At 39.2% G+C, this 19,457-nt stretch carries 19 protein-coding genes and 1 pseudogene; 17 read left to right on the forward strand and 3 right to left on the reverse strand.

Going from position 1 to position 19,457, the window contains the following annotated elements:
- The 7 genes and pseudogenes from F3G70_RS11980 to mfnA all read left to right on the forward strand — a co-directional run.
- Positions 1 to 207: pseudogene (locus F3G70_RS11980) on the forward strand (Ig-like domain repeat protein); the annotation flags it as partial.
- A 238-nt stretch (positions 208 to 445) separates the two neighbouring features.
- Positions 446 to 4,282 carry an Ig-like domain repeat protein gene (locus tag F3G70_RS02255; protein ID WP_149731100.1) on the forward strand — a complete coding sequence of 1,279 codons (3,837 nt, stop codon included), beginning with the start codon at positions 446 to 448 and terminating at the stop codon, positions 4,280 to 4,282.
- 226 nt (positions 4,283 to 4,508) lie between these two features.
- Positions 4,509 to 4,715 (forward strand): hypothetical protein, encoded by a 207-nt coding sequence (locus tag F3G70_RS02260; protein WP_149731101.1) that lies wholly within the window; start codon positions 4,509 to 4,511, stop codon positions 4,713 to 4,715.
- A 26-nt stretch (positions 4,716 to 4,741) separates the two neighbouring features.
- Positions 4,742 to 5,008, forward strand: coding sequence for an ArsR family transcriptional regulator (locus F3G70_RS02265; RefSeq protein ID WP_149731102.1), 267 nt, complete (start codon positions 4,742 to 4,744; stop codon positions 5,006 to 5,008).
- Between the two features lie 24 nt (positions 5,009 to 5,032).
- Positions 5,033 to 5,389, forward strand: coding sequence for a DUF2283 domain-containing protein (locus F3G70_RS02270; protein ID WP_149731103.1), 357 nt, complete (start codon positions 5,033 to 5,035; stop codon positions 5,387 to 5,389).
- Between the two features lie 261 nt (positions 5,390 to 5,650).
- The gene (gene ppsA / locus F3G70_RS02275; protein WP_149731104.1) at positions 5,651 to 7,927 is read left to right on the forward strand and encodes a phosphoenolpyruvate synthase; all 2,277 of its coding nucleotides are present in this window, start codon (positions 5,651 to 5,653) and stop codon (positions 7,925 to 7,927) included.
- 52 nt (positions 7,928 to 7,979) lie between these two features.
- Positions 7,980 to 9,140, forward strand: a complete 1,161-nt coding sequence (mfnA, locus tag F3G70_RS02280; protein WP_149731105.1) for a tyrosine decarboxylase MfnA — start codon at positions 7,980 to 7,982, stop codon at positions 9,138 to 9,140.
- Here the strand turns inward: mfnA and F3G70_RS02285 are convergent.
- The 3 genes from F3G70_RS02285 to F3G70_RS02295 are packed head-to-tail and all read right to left on the reverse strand — an operon-like array spanning position 9,137 to position 11,408.
- Positions 9,137 to 9,490 carry a dihydroneopterin aldolase family protein gene (locus F3G70_RS02285; RefSeq protein WP_149731106.1) on the reverse strand — a complete coding sequence of 118 codons (354 nt, stop codon included), beginning with the start codon at positions 9,488 to 9,490 and terminating at the stop codon, positions 9,137 to 9,139. The genes mfnA and F3G70_RS02285 overlap by 4 nt on opposite strands.
- A 1-nt stretch (position 9,491) precedes the next feature.
- The gene (locus tag F3G70_RS02290) at positions 9,492 to 10,214 is read right to left on the reverse strand and encodes a class E sortase (RefSeq protein ID WP_149731107.1); all 723 of its coding nucleotides are present in this window, start codon (positions 10,212 to 10,214) and stop codon (positions 9,492 to 9,494) included.
- A 33-nt stretch (positions 10,215 to 10,247) separates the two neighbouring features.
- Positions 10,248 to 11,408 (reverse strand): DUF515 domain-containing protein, encoded by a 1,161-nt coding sequence (locus tag F3G70_RS02295; protein ID WP_149731108.1) that lies wholly within the window; start codon positions 11,406 to 11,408, stop codon positions 10,248 to 10,250.
- Positions 11,409 to 11,832: 424 nt separating this feature from the next.
- Between F3G70_RS02295 and F3G70_RS02300 the strand changes: the two genes are divergently transcribed.
- From F3G70_RS02300 to F3G70_RS02345, 10 genes are all read left to right on the forward strand, one after another.
- The gene (locus tag F3G70_RS02300; RefSeq protein WP_149731109.1) at positions 11,833 to 12,471 is read left to right on the forward strand and encodes a hypothetical protein; all 639 of its coding nucleotides are present in this window, start codon (positions 11,833 to 11,835) and stop codon (positions 12,469 to 12,471) included.
- 2 nt (positions 12,472 to 12,473) lie between these two features.
- The gene (locus F3G70_RS02305; RefSeq protein WP_149731110.1) at positions 12,474 to 13,547 is read left to right on the forward strand and encodes a rod shape-determining protein; all 1,074 of its coding nucleotides are present in this window, start codon (positions 12,474 to 12,476) and stop codon (positions 13,545 to 13,547) included.
- Between the two features lie 38 nt (positions 13,548 to 13,585).
- Positions 13,586 to 14,221, forward strand: a complete 636-nt coding sequence (rnhB, locus tag F3G70_RS02310) for a ribonuclease HII (RefSeq protein ID WP_149731111.1) — start codon at positions 13,586 to 13,588, stop codon at positions 14,219 to 14,221.
- A gap of 106 nt (positions 14,222 to 14,327) precedes the next feature.
- A complete protein-coding gene (locus F3G70_RS02315; RefSeq protein WP_149731112.1) occupies positions 14,328 to 15,167 on the forward strand; it encodes a MotA/TolQ/ExbB proton channel family protein in 840 nt (279 codons plus the stop codon).
- 9 nt (positions 15,168 to 15,176) lie between these two features.
- The gene (locus F3G70_RS02320) at positions 15,177 to 15,587 is read left to right on the forward strand and encodes an ExbD/TolR family protein (RefSeq protein ID WP_149731113.1); all 411 of its coding nucleotides are present in this window, start codon (positions 15,177 to 15,179) and stop codon (positions 15,585 to 15,587) included.
- A gap of 17 nt (positions 15,588 to 15,604) precedes the next feature.
- Positions 15,605 to 16,231, forward strand: a complete 627-nt coding sequence (locus F3G70_RS02325) for an IMP cyclohydrolase (protein WP_149731114.1) — start codon at positions 15,605 to 15,607, stop codon at positions 16,229 to 16,231.
- Between the two features lie 16 nt (positions 16,232 to 16,247).
- Complete coding sequence (locus F3G70_RS02330) at positions 16,248 to 17,021, forward strand: coenzyme F420-0:L-glutamate ligase (protein WP_149731115.1); 774 nt, start codon at positions 16,248 to 16,250, stop codon at positions 17,019 to 17,021.
- 10 nt (positions 17,022 to 17,031) lie between these two features.
- Positions 17,032 to 17,937, forward strand: a complete 906-nt coding sequence (cofD, locus tag F3G70_RS02335) for a 2-phospho-L-lactate transferase (RefSeq protein WP_149731116.1) — start codon at positions 17,032 to 17,034, stop codon at positions 17,935 to 17,937.
- 16 nt (positions 17,938 to 17,953) lie between these two features.
- Positions 17,954 to 18,718, forward strand: coding sequence for a GTP cyclohydrolase III (locus F3G70_RS02340; protein WP_149731117.1), 765 nt, complete (start codon positions 17,954 to 17,956; stop codon positions 18,716 to 18,718).
- Positions 18,719 to 18,749: 31 nt separating this feature from the next.
- Entirely contained in the window at positions 18,750 to 19,451 is a 702-nt protein-coding gene (locus tag F3G70_RS02345) for an MJ0144 family RNA dihydrouridine synthase-like protein (protein WP_149731118.1), read from the forward strand.
- Positions 19,452 to 19,457: the final 6 nt, after the last annotated feature.

Raw genomic sequence — 19,457 nt, forward strand, 5'->3', positions numbered from 1 at the left:
AAGTTCGAAGCCAAGATTCTTGACGGTCAGGGTAAAGCATATCCTGGTCAGAAAGTAACCTTCAACATCAACGGAGTCTTCTATGAAAGAATTACTGGTGATGACGGTATTGCCAGGTTGAACATTAACCTGATGGCTGGCGAATACATTATTACTTCCAGCTACAACGGAATGAACGCCGCAAACAAAGTTACCATTTCAAGTTAGGGAAATCAACTTTCCTTAACCTTTTTTTTATTTTTTTGAATAATATTCAGTGTTTTTTTTATTTGTAGTGTTAAATAGCTTATTTTTACTCTAATTTTTCGAAAACGCTTTTATTTTCTTTAAAATCGATATATATTTATATATCTTTTGATAAAACTTTAAGTATCATTTAAGCATTTATTCTATAAAGGAAGTTAAATGCTTTATTTGGTAATTCAAATATTTTGGAGTAAAAATTATGAAAAAGAAATTTTTAATTTTTATTTGTCTGATTTTATTCATTGTCTCAATAGCTGGCGTATCGGCGGCAGATGATGTAAATCAGGTAGTTGATGATACCTTAAGCGTATCTCAAGAAAACAATGAAGTTTTAAACGATAATCCTGGTACTTATTCACAACTGATTGGTGAAGCGGGTTCTGGGGGAAATATTACATTAACCAAGAGTATTTATACCTATGATTCCGGCGGCACCATTAATATTACTCAACCTGGAGTTATAGATGGTAAGGGCGCTATAATTGACATGACGGGTTCATATCTTGATAGGGTTTTCAGCATCGAATCCGATGGCGTGACTCTTAAAAACATGGTTTTCAAAAATCTTGATTATGCTGATTCCTATGATTCAGGTGATGATTATAATCCTGATGATGACGGTTCAGGCGATGGACATGAATTGGGCTATAATGATGATGGCGGCGTAATTTATATCGGTTCATTTAAAAATCTGGAAATTATTAACTGTACTTTCTCTGACAATGGTTTAAGCTCTGAATCTCTAGGAGGTTCTGCCATTTTCATTGATGAGCAAAGCCGTGATATTAAAATCACCGACTGTTCCTTTGAAAATAATGAAGGCCCTTCCATGGAGGGCGGCGGCGCAATTCGTATTGAAAGCGCTGAAAATATAGAAATCGATAATTGCCGATTCAATGAAAATTCAGCATATAACAATGGTGGTGCCGTTTATATCCGTTCCTCCAATTATGTTTCCATCAGCAATAGTGATTTTAAAAACAACCGTGCAATAAAAGGCGGTGCGGTTTTAAGCGCCTATTCAAGCAATATTACTATGGATAATAATGATTTTACAGATAACCATGCCGTATTTGAAGGAGGTGCTGTCAGTATTTCTTATGGACATGATGTCTATATAAGCAATTCTTCATTTAAAAATAATGCTTTATCATCAGAAGAAGCAAATTATGGTGGTGCAATTTCCATTTCAGTACGTTCTGACGTTTTTATCTATGATTCATCCTTTGAAAACAACAAGGCATCTTCAGATGAGGTAAGTTATGGTGGCGCTATTGCAACCGTAAGCAATATGGCACCAGAATATAATTTCAGAGCTTTTCTTTTAGTAGATAACTGTAATTTCACATCTAATGTTGTAGATAGTGAATTTGAACATGGTGGAGGAGCCATATACAACGGTCATGGTGATAACAGTATTTTAAGCAATTGTAACTTTATTAATAATGTTGCTAAAGGTTATGGTGATGAATATATTAGTGGGGGTGCCGTTTACTGGGAAGGTGAAAACGGTACTGTAAGCAACTGTAATTTTGTTGAAAATTCTGCAAGCACAGGCGGAGCCCTTTATTGGGATGCAGAGGAGGGTCTTTTGAAGGATTCCAATTTCAACAATAACAGCGCCATTTTGAATGGAGGTGCAGTCTCTGCAAATAAATTAAACGTAAACAATTGTAATTTCACGGATTGTTCCTCACTTTATCAAGGAGGTGCTCTTAATGTTTTTGGCACAGTTAACGTGACTAAGAGTAATTTTGACAATAACTCAGCCACTTATTATGGAGGAGCATTGTTCTTTACTTCAGGAAATATTGAAAATTCCAATTTCACCAATAACTGGGCTTTCGGCATCTTTGAAGACGGATATGAATTCGGCAGCGGCGGAGCTGTATGGCTTCAGGGATCTGCTAATCTAACTAATTGTAACTTCATCAACAACACTGCAACTTCAGGTGGAGCATTGGAAGTTTATGACATCGGAGGCTATGACTATAGTAGGATCTCATCCCTCGTGAGTGTTTCAAATTGCCAATTTGTAAATAACAATGCAACTCTGGGAGGCAGTGCTATCGGGTCATGTTCCAATATAACCATTGAAAAGTCCTCATTTATTGAAAATAAAGGTGATAACGGGGCACTCTATTTTAACAATGAACTCAGTTATAAACATCCTAATATGACAATCTCCTTGACGGATATAGAGTTTAAGGACAACACTCCCGGTGATTATGGTGGAGGAATAACATTCTATGATAATATATTGTCATTATCTGTTTATTCCGATGGATTTGATATGGCTCGTGAATACGCATCCGGTGAAGTGTCAGTTGACATTGCAGGCGAATCATTTAAAAAGGCTTTTGATTCTGAAGGTAAAGTTGATTTTGATTTAAGCAGCGTTTCTTCAGGTACCTGGGATACAATGATTTCATATTCAGAAAATGGCAAATTCTCTTCTTTTAAAGCCAATATTCCATTAACTATTGAATCCGGCGAACCATCAATTAATTTAACCGCATCAGATGTGACTAAGTATTATGGTGGTCCTGAATCTCTAGAAATTACTTTAACCAAAAATGCTCTGCCTGTAAGTGGTGCAAACATTACTGTTAATCTGAATGGTAAAAATGAAAGTGTAACTACTGATAATAAAGGTAAAGCCTACTGTGAACTTGATTTAGATGTTGGCGTTTATGATGCAGTTGCATATTACAAGGATATCACTGCTGATGCAAAGGTTACTGTTAATCAGGCCAGCACCAACACAACCCTCTCATTTTCGGTTAATGGTAAAAACGTTACTTTAACTGCAACCGTCAACTCCACCAATCCGACAGGTGAAGTTGTATTCACTGTAAACGGTGAAAATTATACTGCATCTTTAGCTGATTCTAAAGCGACATATGCCTTGTCTAACTTGACTGCAGGCAATTACACTGCAAAAGCAGCCTATACTGGGGATGTTAATCACAAATCTTCCATATCAAATGATGTTTCATTCAATATCAGCGATTACTATATTGTAATTAATGCTCCAGACTTGATTAAATATTATCATGGTCCTGAACGCTTTACAGCTAATTTGACCGATAATGAAGGAAATCCTGTTACTAATGTTTCAGTTAATTTTACAATTAACGGAAATACGTACGCCAGAGTCACTGATAGCAACGGTATCGCTTCAATGGCAATAAACCTTAACAGTGGTGTTTATCCGATTACGACTCGTTATGATGTTTATGAATTTTCATCAACCGTAACAATCAAGGAAACGGTTTCCGGAGAAAACATTACTAAGATGTTTAGAAACGGAACCCAGTACTATGCAACCTTCTATGATACTGCAGGTAATACATTAGCTAACAACACTGCTGTCGAGTTCAACATCAACGGTGTTTTCTATACTCGTTACACCAACGAGAAAGGTGTTGCACGTATGAACATCAACCTGAACCCTGGCGAGTACGTAATTACGGCTAAAAACCCTAATTCAACCGAACAGTACACGAATATCATTACTGTATTGCCTACAATCGTTGAAAACTACGATCTGACCAAGTATTACAAGAACGCTTCACAGTATTCACTTAGAATACTTGACGAAAAAGGCAATCCTGTAAAGGCAGGTGTAGCTGTAAGGTTAAATATTAATGGAGTCTTTTATACGAGAACATCCAACGATGACGGTTACGTTAAAATGAACATCAACCTTGAACCTGGCGAATATACTATTACGGCCGAGTACAATGGTTTAATGGCATCAAACAAAATCAAGGTCTTATCCGTTATTGAAACCCATGACCTGGTCATGAAATACAAGGACGGATCCAAGTTCGAAGCCAAGATTCTTGACGGTCAGGGTAAAGCATATCCTGGTCAGAAAGTAACCTTCAACATCAACGGAGTCTTCTATGAAAGAATTACCGGTGATGACGGTATTGCAAGGTTGAACATTAACCTGATGGCCGGCGAATACATTATTACTTCCAGCTATAACGGAATGAACGCCGCAAACAAAGTTACCATTTCAAGTTAGGGAAATTAATTTTCCTTAACACTTTTTTTATTTTTTAATTCACCAAAACAGGAAATTTTTAAATCTCTGAAAATTCCAACGCTCCGGATTTTATTCATTTTTTCAAAGAGTATATAAGTAACGTCCCACATAATAATCTTTAAAGATGTTTTTTTCTTAAGACATAATCTTGTCTTAGCTTAAAACACCACATACTTGATATTAACCATCTAAAGGAGGAAAAATAATGTCTATTAATCATATTTCACCAAATGTTAAACAGAATAATCCAATCCCAAACAAGGTTTTAAACCCAAAAAAGATTCTGGATTCACTTAATCATGATAAACCCGAAGGAAATAATGTCCTTGAAAACATTACGGGAATTATTGATGTTGAATCTGAATTAAATGCTGTTGAATTAAAAAAATTATCTCAGATAAGAGGATTTTAATATTATCAGAATTTCAGGTGATTTTTATGATATTGGATGAATTTTTGGGCGAAAATGATAGAATTAAAATACTCGAAGAACTATTAGGCTACACAGATTATTTTTTGACTGTTGAAGAAATATCTCGAATGGCTGATGTTTCACAGAAAAGAGTTCAAAATCATTTGAAGCAATTAAAAGACATTGGCATTTTGGAAGTTGAAAACAAAAGGTTTAAACTAAACAAAAACGATAAAAGGGTTTTGGCATTGGGATTAATCGAAACCCATGAATTTCAAAGAAGATTAGATTAATGAGATTCTTATTGGTGAAGTAAAATGTCAAACAATCAAGCAGAATATGATTATGACGACAATGGAGATTCCCTGTTCATCTGTCTGATTAATCATTATAAATATAAGCATTCCGTTGAACTGGATAATGACGTAATTTTGGATTTGGATATTAACGATAAGCCCATGGCGGTTGAATTCCTGAATGCTTCAAAACTCTTTAACGCAAACAAATCTTATTTAAATGATTTAAATAAAATAACTCTTAAAATAAAGGTAACAAAAGATTCAATCACTTTAAACTGCATTATCCGAAATAACAACAATTCATTTAAGCTAAACGCCATCACAGACAATTGCGATAACATCCCTAAAGTTGAAACTCAATTACTTTACTCATAGTATGTGTATCAAGCCAAACATTTTTTCTTTTTTCCACATCACAATCAATTAAATTAACTTCACAAACAATTAAACACAAACATTAAACCTAAAGCATTAATTTAATCATACCAAAATCCAATATTTCAATAGCTTTTCCAAGTACAACTCACCAATAAAAAATCCAAAGAAAAACTATTTTAATCATAGAAATTAAAAATAATAGTATTATTGACTAAGTTATTTTTACTTTTTCAATTGTAAAACCAAGAGGTTATTTTCATGTACGTACAGAAATTTGAGGATTTAAATAAATCTGATATTGGGATTGCAGGTGGAAAAGGAGCTAATTTGGGAGAACTGACCCAAGCTGGCATTCCTGTACCGCCTGGCTTTGTAGTAACTGCAGGAACTTATGAAAAATTCATGGAAGACTCTGGAATCAACGATAAAGTTTTAGACATTCTTGATAAAATCGACATCAATGATACCAAGGCTCTTCAGGCTGCAGCCGAAGAAATCAAGTCAATCATCATTGAAACTCCTATTCCGGAAGACATGATAATGTTCATTAAGGAAGCCTACAACCAGCTTTGTCAAAAAGTTGGCGAGGAAGACACTGACGTTGCTATCAGGTCATCCGCAACCGCTGAAGACCTTCCTGAAGCTTCATTTGCAGGCCAGCAGGACACTTTCCTTCATGTAAGCGGAGACGATGAGGTAATCGAATATATCAGAAAATGTTGGGCATCCCTCTTTGAGGCAAGGGCAATTTTCTACAGAGAAGAAAACAACTTTGAACACTCAAAAGTTTTAATAGCTGTTGTAGTTCAAAAGATGGCTGTTGCAGACAAGGCCGGTGTAATGTTTACCGTAAACCCATCCACCGGTGAAGACATCGCATTAATCGAAGGATCATGGGGTCTCGGTGAGGCTGTAGTGTCCGGTGACGTAACTCCAGACAACTATCAGGTTGCCAAGGCCAACAATGAAATTTTAAACGTAACGATATCCGATAAGAAGGTAATGTATACCAACGACGAAAGCGGAACAAGTGTAAAGGTTGACGTTCCGGAAGAATTAAGAAAAGAAAGAGTATTATCCGACGAAGAGCTCATAGAATTAACCGAAATGGGTAAAAGGGTACAGGCACACTACGGCGAGCCAATGGATACCGAATGGGCATTCGAAAGGGACAATTTATTCTTATTACAGGCAAGGCCTATCACAACCTTAGGCGACGTTGAAGAAACGACAGTTGAAGACGCAGGCGTTGAAGGAGACGTTCTCGTAAGAGGTTTAGGCGCAAGCCCTGGTATTGCAACAGGTATGGTTAAAATCGTTTTAGACATCGACGAACTTGACAAAATCGAAGAAGGCGACGTCATGGTTACCACAATGACCACTCCTGACATGGTGCCTGCAATGAGAAGGGCAAGCGGTATCGTAACCGACGAAGGAGGAGTAACCTGTCACGCTTCAATCATTTCACGTGAACTCGGTATTCCTTGTGTTGTAGGAACCGGAGACGCCACTCAAACCTTAAAGGAAAATACAGGCGTTACCTTAGACGGTAAGAAAGGTCTCGTATTTGAAGGAATCACTGAAGTCAAGGAAGAAGCAGCTGCTCAGACTGTTGTAGCCGCTGAAGCTCCAATTCTAACAGTAACTGAAGTCAAGGCAAACGTAAGTATGCCCGAAGCTGCCGAAAGGGCTGCCGCTACCGGTGCAGACGGTGTAGGACTTTTAAGAACCGAACACCTTATGTTAACCGCCGGAGTCCACCCTGGAAAATTCATCGCAGACGGAAGGGAAGACGAGCTAATCGACACAATTGCAGACAACGTTCAGATTGTTGCAGACGCATTCTATCCAAAACCTGTATGGTACAGGACCCTGGACGCTCCTACAGATGAATTCATCACCCTTGAAGGCGGTGAAAACGAACCTCGCGAACATAACCCAATGCTCGGTTGGAGAGGTATCAGAAGGGAGCTTGACCAGCCTGAAATCCTTAAATGCGAATTCAAGGCCATTAAGAAACTGCACGAAAAGGGATACACAAACATAGGCATCATGATTCCATTATCACAGTCTCCTGCTGAATTGGTTAAGGCTAAGGAACTGTGTGCTGAAGTCGGATTCATTCCTCACAAGGACGTAGACTTCGGTATGATGGTTGAAATCCCTGCAGCCGCAATTATAATCGACGAATACTTAAAAATCGGCGTTGACTTTGTAAGTCTTGGAACCAACGACTTAACCCAGTACACTCTTGCGGTTGACAGAAACAACGAGTTCGTTGCAAAGCACTATACTGAAGAGCACCCTGCAGTAATGAAACTGATTGAAAGGACAATCAGGAAATGCGCTGAAGCCGGTGTAACATGCAGTATCTGTGGTCAGGCAGGAAGCGTACCTCATATCGTTGAAAAACTCGTTAAATTTGGAATTACGTCCGTAAGTTCAAATGCAGACGCTATAGCTGAAGTCAGAAAGACCGTAGCTAGAGCCGAACAAAAAATTATTCTGGAAGCTGCCCGTAAGCGTCTCGAATAATTTTTAAACTTTTTTCTTTTTTTTAATATTTTTAGCAAAAACAGATGATTGTATGAACGATTTACCAATAACTAAGGATGAAATACTGAAAGAACTGGATTCAATCCAGGCTGAAGACTTAAAGTACAGTGACGGAAGGATTTTAGGCTCAATGTGCACCGAAGCCCACCCATTTGCCAAGGAAGTCTACATGAGATTTCTTGACAGCAACCTGGGAGATCCTGGATTGTTTAAGGGAACGAAATCCATTGAGGATGAAACCGTCAAAATCATTGGTAGATTGCTTCATCTGGATAACGCCTACGGAAATATCGTAACCGGAGGAACCGAAGCAAACATCATGGCCATGCGCGCCGCAAGAAACCATGCAAGAAAATACAAGGGAATTAAAAACGGAGAAATAATAATTCCCAAATCAGCTCACTTTTCATTTAAAAAGGCCGCTGACATGATGAACCTTAAAATCGTCGAGGTCGACATCGACAAGAACTATAAAATAGACATTGCTTCATTAAGAGAAAAAATTACCGACAATACGGTTGCAATCGTTGCAATTGCCGGAACCACGGAACTGGGCTTAATCGACCCGATAGAAGAAATATCCGAAATCGCCTGTGAAAACAACATCTATTTCCATGTTGATGCAGCTTTCGGAGGATTTTCAATACCATTCTTAAGAAACGCCGGATATGAGTTTCCAGAATTCGATTTCACTTTAAAGGGAGTCTCATCAATAACTGTCGACCCGCATAAGATGGGTTTGGCTCCGATACCTGCCGGAGGAATAATCTTTCGCAAAAAAGAGTATCTTGAAGTGATGGCTGTCGACTCACCATACTTGACAGTTAAAACCCAGTCAACTGTTGTTGGAACGCGCGGAGGAGCATCAAGCGCTGCAACCTACGCGTTATTGAAATATTTTGGTAAAAAGGGATACTCTGAATTAGCCTTAAATTTAATGGATAACACTCACTTTTTAAAGGAATCTCTAGAAGAAATAGGTTATGAACTGGTTGTTGAACCTGAACTCAACATTATAGCTTTCAATCATCCAACTAAGTCAGCGGATGAATTGTCTAAAGAACTTGAAGAAATAAATGGGTGGAAAGTTTCAGTTGCACAATGTCCGAAGGCAATAAGGATTGTCCTCATGAACCATGTAACCAAAACCCACTTAAAGGAATTAATGAAAGATTTAAAAGAGCTGTTTTAAATCTCCTCAACGTACATCAGAGGATAGTTCAGCTCTTCAATGTATTCTATTCTTATCACTGCTTTTACGTCATCAACGACGGTGTGTATTCTAACGTCAAGCATGTCGCCGGAAAGGGAAATGTAGTCAAAGCCGGTATTGTCATTCAAATTGATTTTAACCTCAACGTCCTCGATTGCAGGCTGCAATTTAAATGACTCCTCGATTGTGCGCTCAAGATTTTCTTTGGTAGCTTCGCTTACGGGAGTTCCGACGAACTGGTGAAACAGGGCGCCCATGCTGATTCCACCTTCGAAAATCGCACGCTCTCTTTTAGTAATATTTGAGAAATACTTTTCATTAACATCCATTTTAAAGGCCTCCGTTTAAGAATATAATCTTATCGTAAATCACCTGTGACGAAATCGGATTGAAGCAGAAATAGAACAGAATGGCGGAAATGATAAGAACCGTAGCGAGAATGTAAATCCTAGTATCTTTCGGATAGATAAATGCCACTATCAGTCCGATAACCAAAAAGAGTCCGCTTATTATATATGCATAGGACTCATGAGGATTGCTTTCGATAATCTTTTCATCGATTCCGCTGACGTTGGTCATCTGACCGTCAATAATCAGCCTGTTTTCCGTTGAGCCAATCGGATCACACGTTATCAAAAGAACATGGTCTTTCGTTTCGCTTTCGTGCAGCTGGTATGTTGCAGGCACTATAGTCTGATTTACAACCTTGTATGTGACTTCGCCGATATCAGGCCATTCAAGGATAATCGTATCTCCGGGCACGACCTCATTGAGCCTTAGGAAAGGTGAGCCCTGAAGCGTCCTGTGGCCGAATAGGTAAACGTCCCCCTTGGTCGGAATGGATGAGCCCATATCGGTCATTACCCCCAAATCAAGGGATTCGTTGTTGATTTTCTCTTCGATTCCAACCTTGTCGACAATGACAACCGGAGATGTGATGTTTTTCTCGATAACGTTTTTGTGAGCAAAATAATTGACTTCTCCGGCAGCATAAAGCCCCAGTATCAGAATACAAACAATCACGATAATCGTTGTAATATTCGGTTTATTCATAATAATCATTTTAGGCCCTATAATTAATATAGCTTATCCATTCTGGTATGTTGAAGTGAGCTGGCCCTCCATCCATGAAGGTGCGTTTGCAGTTGGTATGGTCAATACGATGCTGTCCATGTTGTTTATTATGAAATTCACCTTCTCGTGTGGCACTTCCAAAAGAACCATGTACTCGGCGTCCAGATCGCCCAGATTGATTTGCCTTTCATAGCTTGAAAGCTTGACGCCGTAATCGCGAAGCATTTCAAGTGTGGTTTCCTCATCATAGCCCTTAGCGATTGCACCTTTAAGCATCTCAAGGACGTTTGATGAAAAGGCCTGGGTGTCCTCCGTCGGATTTGTAGTGTTTCCGGATACTTTAGTGTCTGATTTGGAGTATTGGGCGTCAATTTCGCCGCTGTCGTCATATCTCATTATTGACAGGACCGTGCAGCCGCTCACGTCAGCATCGGTATTGTTCAATGAAGTCTCGTTGAAGTCACTGCTTTCGTTTTTATAGATGTCGACGATGCTTCCCACACTAATGAGTCCAGCTCCCGCCTGCAGTCTACTGATTAATATAGGAACGGATACCGTATCCGGCTTTTTGAATATCATTTCGGATAATTTTAAAGCATCGTTGCTGTTTACGATATTTACGGCCTCATCGGCGCTCATGACAACGCTTTTTGAGGAATTCTCCCAGACGGCCATCGTGCGATTGAACTTGTCAGTATTGGTTCTGATTGACTGCAGGTGAAACTTCTTCCAGTCCGAAGTTGCAAGCTTTAAAACGTCAATGGATTCGACCTCATGGGCATTATTCGCTTCATTAATTTTATCTTCAATCGCAAATACGTTTCCTGCGCTTGCCAAAGGACCTTTGTAAAGCTCATGAAGCTCATTGAGCTTGGAAGTTCTTGCAGCATCAAGCTCCTCCTGTGCCGGCTCGTAAATGAGAAAGTAATATGCGGACAGTATCAGCGTCAAAATGATTAGCGTCGTTATTATTATCCCGATTTTTCTTTTCTTTTCGTCACCGACATCAAAGGCCTTATTGAAGTTAAATATTTTGCCTAATTTCTCGTTGAAGGCCTCAATGGCTGTCGGCTTTTCCACTTTTTTATGTCTTGGTCTTGGAATTTCTTTCTTTTTTAAATCTTCCATTTCATTTAATCCATTTGGAAACAGTGGATTATCTTTCTTTTCCATAAGAAAACCTCACCTTATTTTTTTAAACTAAATATTTGAAATCCTTCAAATGATTTAGAAGTTTTTAAAAAAATTTTTTTATCAAAAATTCATAAAAACCTTAATATTAGTTTAAAACTCGTTATTATTAAGTTTAACTTATGAATAAGCTTTTAAATACTGTTTAATGTTATTTTAAAAGTGATGGAGTAATATTTCTTGAATCAGAAGAATTATAATCAGAGCTAAGAATTGTCCTCACCCATAAAAAATAAATTCAAAGATAAAATATATATAAGAATTTAAAGTAATTTAATATTGTTAGACCTTAATTAAAAATGCCTTAATTCAGCGATTTTTATCAAGCTAAAATAAGGTTTTTAATTGATTTAACGATTGATTAAATGTATTTAGAACTTAATTTAATATAATTGTGAGTAGTTAGATGATAGAAGATAATATACGCATTCTTAGACAGGCGGCGAGAGTAAAATCAGATGATGAAGTCGTAGATGACAAAATCTGGTGCATTATTGCAGGAAACGTCGATTTAATCGATGATGTTGCATACAGAGCCATTGCATCTAAAAACAGCGTAAAGATTCTATTTCGCGAACACGTTGTATTGAAGGAAGGAAATCTGGACAAGAAATATGATTTCATCATGCTTTACGGAAACTCCCGTAAAATCGATGAGTTCAACAGGGTTTCCATTTCAAGGCGGGGAGCGGCCATCAAAATCTCCCATTACTACATCAATGAGGAGTCAAACCTGATGGTTCTGGTCGCACCTGACGATACGATACGTGACGCCGTGTCAATCATCGAAAAGTCAAGGATTCCATTTGCAATCCTGCAGGAATCACAGACCACGGGATTCATTGACGTGGGCATAAGCGATGACGTCAAGCTACCTGGATTTGTTAAATCTGCTTTAAAACCATTCTACAAAGCAAATGAGGTTGTTTTATCTACAATACTTATTTCAGTCGAAAAAGATAAGGACGTTGAAAGGGTTCAAAGTATTGCTACATCTAAAAAGATATTTGTTATCGATTTTAAAGATATTATAACGGAGGATTAGTCATGAATATTTTCGGAAACGATGAGGAAGAAGTCGAAGTTACTGATACAAGAGTTATCAGCAACAGCTTAGGGATAGATTTGGGAACTTTAAACACTGTAATCGCCAAACCGTCTGGCGACAAATTCGATTTGTACCAGATTCCGTCTGTGGTTGCAGTCAAAAAGGATGATCCTAGTGAAGTTTTAGCTGTCGGAGAAGAAGCTAAAAAAATGCTTGGAAGAACTCCTGAAGATATTCTTGCAGTAAGGCCGCTTAAAAAAGGCGTAATTGAAAATGTCGTACAGGCACAGGCTTTGTTAATTAAAGCTATGCAGATAGGCATTAATGAAGGAGAAAGCGTTGGAAGAATAGTTATCGGTATCCCTGGTGACGCATCCGAAGTGGAAAAGAACGCAGCCGAAGAAATCGGAAGAAAGGCAGGCGCTCAAAATATCTTAGTAATCAGCGAAGGTCTCGCAGCAGCAATTGGTGCAGGACTTCCTATCGCAGAGCCAAACGGTACAATGGTCGTGGATATCGGAGCAGGTTCCACTGATATTGTAATCATCTCCTTAGGTGGTATCAACGATATCGAAACCGTAAGATGCGGTGGAGACGATATCGACAACAAAATAGTCGAGCTTGTAGCCGAAAGATACGATGTAGCAATAGGTATTCATGATGCAGAATCCGCAAAAATCGAAGTTGGTATGGTCCACTGTTCCGAACAGCTCGAAAACTTGAGCGTTGAAATCATCGGAAAATCCCTCGAAACCAACAGACCTAAGAAAGTCGTAATCGATTCAATGCTCGTAGCTGACGCAGTCGAACCGTTCATGAAACAGATCGTTGACGGTTTAAACGTCATTCTTGAAAGGCTCTCCCCTGAACTGATGATGGGCGTTTACAACAACTCCGTTGCTGTCGGAGGAAGTTCCAGGCTCAGAGGAATCAAGGAAAGAATCTTCGATGAAATAGCTATTCCAATCGAAATCTCAGACGATCCTATGACCGTCGTTGCAAAAGGTACTGCAATTGTCGCAGCAGAACCTCTCGCACTGGAACCAGAAGTTCGTTTAAGAGCAATGAAATAATTTTAACAATTATTTCACTTTACTTTTTTTTTGATAAAATGGATATTTTAGGCATTGATGAGGCCGGACGAGGTTCCGTTTTAGGCCCTCTAGTCATAGCCGGCGTTGTAATTCCCGACAAAAAAGAAAATATTCTAGATAACATGGGCGTTAAGGACTCTAAAAAATTAACTCCCGAACGCCGTGAAATTCTCTCCCGCAAACTTAAAAAGATGTTTGAATGGGACACAGTAATTTATTCCGCCTCAGACATTGACAGTTTAAGGGCAAAAGGCGTTAACCTAAATGAAATCGAGCGCAAGGGAATGCAGGAACTCATTTTGAAGTTAAAATCAGACATGGTAATCGTCGATGCCGTTGACGTAAAGCCCGAAAGGTTTCAGGACAAACTGGAAAGGGCAACGAAGGCCAACGTAAAGGCCGAACACAAGGCAGATGACACCTATATCGAAGTTGGGGCGGCATCAATCATTGCAAAGCATACAAGGGATGTGGCAATAGCTGAAATCAACAGGGATTTTGCCGATATGGGGGGCATTGGATCAGGATACCCTTCAGATCCCACAACTAAGAAATTCCTTTCAAACTACACATATAATGAAATGCCTGATTTTGTCAGAAAGTCATGGTCTACCGTGGCAAAGCTAAAGGATGTGCAGACTACACTGATTTGATTTTTTTTCAAGTATGAATCTTTCTTTTTTCATTCAAAAAATAGCTATTTTTAAGTATATGAACAAATATATTATTGTTATAAAATGTATTTTTTAGAGGATAATTATGATTATGGAATATATTACACCTATCTTTGAGGGAATAATGGACATTTTCACCCAAGGGGGAATTATCACATACATAATTCTTTTCATTGGAATTTACGGTCTCATTATTGCTCTTAGAAAAATCGCATATCTTCGCAAAATTAGTAAGGTGGATACCACAGAGATTTTCGGTGTTGTAACCGCTTCAATGGAAAGGGGAGGAGCTGTTGAGGCATTAAAGCAAATCAACAGGTTCAAAAATCCCGTAAGCCGTATCATTTCCGAAACCCTTAAAATCGGTTATAAGAACAAGACTGAGGTTGAGGAAAGTATGGAGCAGATTTTCATTGTGGAAGTTGCAAAGATGACCAAAGGGATGAGCACAATCAAGACGATTACGGAGCTTGCTCCATTTATCGGACTGATCGGTACCGTTATCGGTATCTGGATGACCTTCAAATCTTTAGGAGTCAATCCGAACACAGCGGCAATGGCTGAAGGTATCTACGTGGCACTCACAACCACTATCATGGGTCTTCTTGTTGTTATCATTCTATTGCCGATTTATTCATACATCCAGGGCCTTATCGAAGTGGAAATGGATAAGATTGAGCTTGCCACAAAGATGACTAATTGGGGATTTGCAGTTGTTAAGGTTAGAGTTGAAGCCAATGTGGAATGTGCCGTTAAGGCATTGCAGGAAGCTGAGGGTGTTGTCAATACGAGACTGATCTCAGACCCTTACGCTAACATCAAGGTTTCATTCAAGCCGAGTATGTTGGATAAAAGTATTTCTAATATTATTTTAGAAAAGTGTAATGTTAATGCAGAGATTACTGAAAGTAAACTGAGACAATAAGTGGTTAATATGGCTATTGACATCAAATCATACAAGAAGAGGTTTTTGGACGATCAAAAGCCTAACATCAATCTGGTTCCATTTATTGATATTTTATTTACAATTATGATTTTTCTGGTTGTTACCAGTAACTTTTCAGCCGTGGACGTCTCAACAACGGACGTTACCGATGGCGGAACGGGCAAGCCTAACGTGACCGACGTTTCTGGTGACGCAGATTATTATATTGTGCCTGTTGCCAACCTTCAGAAGGTTACCGTCAACGGCGTTGACAGGTCAGATGCCATTTCAGGAAGCGCCGTAGGGGTTATGGCTCGGGTAATGGATGAAGGACAGATATCGATCAAGCCCGGAGAGATTGTCATTACTACTCCTGGTGGCGTTTCCCCTCAGGAAGCTGTTCAACGTCCAAACGTTTAAATTTAGAGGAGATTTCTATGTATACTGGGAGGATATTATCAATTGGGATGAATAGTGAAGGAAAGCCTTTTGCTGCCTACAGGGTATCAAGCAGGTCATTTCCGAACAGGCAATGCCTCAAGTTCGACGAAAGGGCATCAGTCGTTCCTGTGGAAGGATTTGAAAAGGATGTCTTTAAAAGCATCTACATTGCCTACAATTGCCTTCATATTGTCGGTGATATGGCAATAATTTCAAACGGATCCCAAACGGATGTAATTGCAGACAAGATTGCTTTAGGAATGAACATTAAGGACGCACTTGCATATTCCTTGCTTACTATGGATTATGAAAAGGACGACTACAACACTCCAAGAATTGCGGGTGTTGTAAATTCCGCTGAAAGCGAGGATGAATATGAGTGCTATATCGGAATCGTAAACGACAGCAAGATTTTAGTTGAAAAGGTGCCTTACGGCAAGGCCGCTTTCATATCAACCTATGGAAGCCAGGTTCCCGACCCTGTGGATTTCACGGCCAAAACAGCCACAGAATCCGCCAAGTTTATTTTTGATGAGGGCACTTTTGCTGAATATGAAAAGCCGGTAACCTCATGTGCGGCTGTTTTTGATGGAGAATGGACTATAGACGTCTATAATCCATAATTTTTTATTTTTTTAGATGATTACTATGGAAATTAAGTTAATAGGCTTAGAAGGTATTCCCTTAGTTAAATCAGGAGATGACATTTCTCAAATAATCGGGGATGCCGTTAAGGCTCAGGATTATGATTTAAAAGACGGTGACATCATATTAATCGCCGAAACGTTAATATCAAAGGCCGAAGGAAACATCATTGATTTAAATGATATAACTCCAAGCGAAAGGGCAATTGAGGTTGCAGAAATCTGCAAAAAAGACCCTAAATTGGTCGAGGCGATTCTTCAAAACTCAAATGAGGTAGTTGAAATAGGTCCTAATTTTATTATAACAGAAACCAGACACGGATTTGTCTGCGCCAACTCAGCTATTGATGAGTCAAACGTTGATGACGGCCTTGCAACTCCAGTTCCCGAAAACCCGGATAAATCCGCAAGGGAAATCAGGGAATTTCTTGAAGCCCAATTCGGCAAAAAACTGGCTGTAATAATTACCGACACTCAGGGAAGGGCATTCAGGGTAGGAGCCATAGGAACCGCAATAGGATGTAGCGGAATCAATCCTTTATGGGTTAGAATCGGCGAAAAGGATTTATATGGTCGTGAGCTTGAAACCACAGAAATCGCAACTGCAGACGAGCTTGCAAGTGCAGCTTCACTCATTATGGGACAGGCTAATGAAGGCCTTCCGGCAGTTATTGTTTCAGGATTTCCGGCATTCGATCATCTGAGAGATGAAAATTCAGATATCAAACCTTTGCTTCGGCCAAAGGAATTTGACGTATTTAGAAAATAAGTGATGAGTTATGATTACTGTTTTATCCGGAGGCACAGGCACTCCAAAATTATTGCAGGGAATTAAGGAATTAATTCCTCATGAAGACATCTCAATCATCGTAAATACTTTAGAAAACGATTACTTTGCAGGCGTTTACGTATCCGCCGATATCGACACGGTACTCTATACGATGGCTGACATGATAAACGATGAGACATGGTACGGTGTTAAAGGCGATACCTTCACAACCCACGAAAGGCTGGAAGAGCTTAACTGCCCGGAACTTCTAAGGATAGGCGACATCGACAGAGCAACGAAAATCCAGAAGACCCTTTTGATGAAAACCCATACTTTGGAAGAGGCTGTTGAAATCCAGGCCAAAAACATGGGAATCAAATCAAAAGTAATACCGATGAGTAATGAAAACTCAGAAATCAAAATCGTAACCGACATCGGCGAGCTTGAATTCCATGATTTCCTGATTAAGCACCAGTCAGAGCCTGAAGTATTGGACGTGGTTTTCTCTGAAGTGAAACCTGCTGAAAAGGTAATAGAAACTATCGAAAACTCCGATGCAGTAATAATCGGGCCTTCAAATCCGATAACATCAATCCTTCCAATATTGTCTTTGGATGGGGTAAAGGATGCATTAAAGGATAAATACGTTGTTGCAGTCTCTCCAATCATCGGAAATGACTCAGTTTCAGGTCCTGCATCCAAATTCATGAAGGCCTTGGACATTGAAGTCTCATCCGTTGGAGTTGCTGAGTTATACAGCGATTTTCTGGATGCAATAGTAATCGACAATAAGGATGAAAATTTAAAATTTAGTTTAGGCAAAATTATTAATAAAGTAATAATTACAAATACTATTATGAATAGTTCAGATGCCAAAATCAATTTAGCCAAAAATGTTTTGGACGGCATCGTATAATAAAGGCGGTAATGCAATGATACAAATGACTTTGATACAAATTGACAATTATGGGCCATGGACAGTAACTCCAAGGCCACGTACTGAATCTGATTTACAAATGCTACAGGCAAGCTTATTTGCAGATTTAAACAACCATTTTGGAAACAAAAAGGGTTTGGTTTTCTTTACAAGATTCGACAATCTGCTTGCAATCTCAAACGGTTTAAACGAAGAGGACCATTTGAGGATACAAAGATCAATCAGAAACAGATATCCAATTACAATAAGTATGGGCGTAGGAGCGGCTGAAACTCCTCACGAAGCTCAAAGACTGGCTACAATAGCTCTTCAAAAGGAAGGCGGAGCACAGTCATCACAAAGAAAAGAGATTTTAGCTATCGACAGCCTTGTCTCAGAGGAAGACAGCTTCGTTCAGGCAGCCCACATTGACATCAACAGCGTAACCGAAACATTAACCGACATAGAATCAGCATTTGACACAAGCTTCATGGTCAATAAGGCTCAGCATTATTTAATGACCAAATTAATTAAAAAAGGAGCGTTATTGTTTTTCATAGGCGGAGACAACTTCATGTCACCGTGCAACGGATTAAGCGAAGAGGAAATCAAAGATATTTTAGTTGAAATCGATGACGAAATCGGAATCGGCCTCAAGGCAGGAATCGGAAGAGGCAAGAACGCAGAAGACGCAGCCTACATGGCAGACATTGGTCTTGAGGAAATCCGTGACCGCAACAACGAGCCTTGGACATGGGTAGTGGAAAAGGAATACGAATAAGGGGGATTTTAAAATAAAGGTAGTTGCACCAATGGCGGGAATAACTGATTCACAGTTTTTAATCAGGGTTATTCCATGCGGATTTGATGTGGTTACTTTAGGCGGATACAGCCTTGACGAAAAGACTGTTGAAGCTTCCTTAAAGATTTTAAAAAGGGGAAGAAAGGAATTCCACTATGAACTTGACGAAATAATTCCCCACATTGAAAATGAAGCCAAAGCAATAAAGAAAGCTTATCCCGATGTTCGCGTAAGCGCAAACGTGCGTTCAGTAAGTCCCGAACCGATAATAGAAGCTTCCAAAATTAAAGAACTTGATATAATAGAAATAAACTGTCATTGCCGTCAGGAAGAAATAACAGCTATCGGTTGCGGCCAGGAGATGCTTAAAAGACCTGACCTATTCGATTACATCTCACAAATCACTGAAAACGCAGAAAGTGAAGTCTCAGTAAAGATACGCGCTAACGTTGAGGGAATAGACACCTTAAAAACCGTCAAATTAATAGAAAGAGCCGGAGCAGACTATCTACACATTGATGCGATGGATCCGACCTGCATGGACGCCGACTGGGACTGTCTTAAAAGCATTTGCGCAAATACGGGCATTAAGGTTATCGGCAACAATTCCATCAATTCAGAAGAAAAGGTAAGGAAAATGTATGAATGCGGTGTTTTCGGCTTTTCAATAGCCCGTGCAGTCATTTCCGGAACTCTGGATTTCAATATTTAACAGTGT

It is taken from the genome of Methanobrevibacter millerae (assembly GCF_900103415.1).
Taxonomy (GTDB): Archaea; Methanobacteriota; Methanobacteria; order Methanobacteriales; family Methanobacteriaceae; genus Methanocatella; species Methanocatella millerae.

Coding starts and splice junctions, on each gene's coding strand:
- F3G70_RS02300 (WP_149731109.1), top strand. CDS start 11,833: ATGATAGAAGATAATATACGCATTCTTAGACAGGCGGCGAGAGTAAAA.
- F3G70_RS02325 (WP_149731114.1), top strand. CDS start 15,605: ATGTATACTGGGAGGATATTATCAATTGGGATGAATAGTGAAGGAAAG.
- F3G70_RS02330 (WP_149731115.1), top strand. CDS start 16,248: ATGATTACTATGGAAATTAAGTTAATAGGCTTAGAAGGTATTCCCTTA.
- F3G70_RS02345 (WP_149731118.1), top strand. CDS start 18,750: ATGGCGGGAATAACTGATTCACAGTTTTTAATCAGGGTTATTCCATGC.
- F3G70_RS02305 (WP_149731110.1), top strand. CDS start 12,474: ATGAATATTTTCGGAAACGATGAGGAAGAAGTCGAAGTTACTGATACA.
- F3G70_RS02255 (WP_149731100.1), top strand. CDS start 446: ATGAAAAAGAAATTTTTAATTTTTATTTGTCTGATTTTATTCATTGTC.
- rnhB (WP_149731111.1), top strand. CDS start 13,586: ATGGATATTTTAGGCATTGATGAGGCCGGACGAGGTTCCGTTTTAGGC.
- ppsA (WP_149731104.1), top strand. CDS start 5,651: ATGTACGTACAGAAATTTGAGGATTTAAATAAATCTGATATTGGGATT.
- cofD (WP_149731116.1), top strand. CDS start 17,032: ATGATTACTGTTTTATCCGGAGGCACAGGCACTCCAAAATTATTGCAG.
- F3G70_RS02295 (WP_149731108.1), bottom strand. CDS start 11,408: ATGGAAAAGAAAGATAATCCACTGTTTCCAAATGGATTAAATGAAATG.
- F3G70_RS02340 (WP_149731117.1), top strand. CDS start 17,954: ATGATACAAATGACTTTGATACAAATTGACAATTATGGGCCATGGACA.
- F3G70_RS02290 (WP_149731107.1), bottom strand. CDS start 10,214: ATGAATAAACCGAATATTACAACGATTATCGTGATTGTTTGTATTCTG.
- F3G70_RS02260 (WP_149731101.1), top strand. CDS start 4,509: ATGTCTATTAATCATATTTCACCAAATGTTAAACAGAATAATCCAATC.
- F3G70_RS02315 (WP_149731112.1), top strand. CDS start 14,328: ATGATTATGGAATATATTACACCTATCTTTGAGGGAATAATGGACATT.
- F3G70_RS02265 (WP_149731102.1), top strand. CDS start 4,742: ATGATATTGGATGAATTTTTGGGCGAAAATGATAGAATTAAAATACTC.
- F3G70_RS02320 (WP_149731113.1), top strand. CDS start 15,177: ATGGCTATTGACATCAAATCATACAAGAAGAGGTTTTTGGACGATCAA.
- F3G70_RS02270 (WP_149731103.1), top strand. CDS start 5,033: ATGTCAAACAATCAAGCAGAATATGATTATGACGACAATGGAGATTCC.
- F3G70_RS02285 (WP_149731106.1), bottom strand. CDS start 9,490: ATGGATGTTAATGAAAAGTATTTCTCAAATATTACTAAAAGAGAGCGT.
- mfnA (WP_149731105.1), top strand. CDS start 7,980: ATGAACGATTTACCAATAACTAAGGATGAAATACTGAAAGAACTGGAT.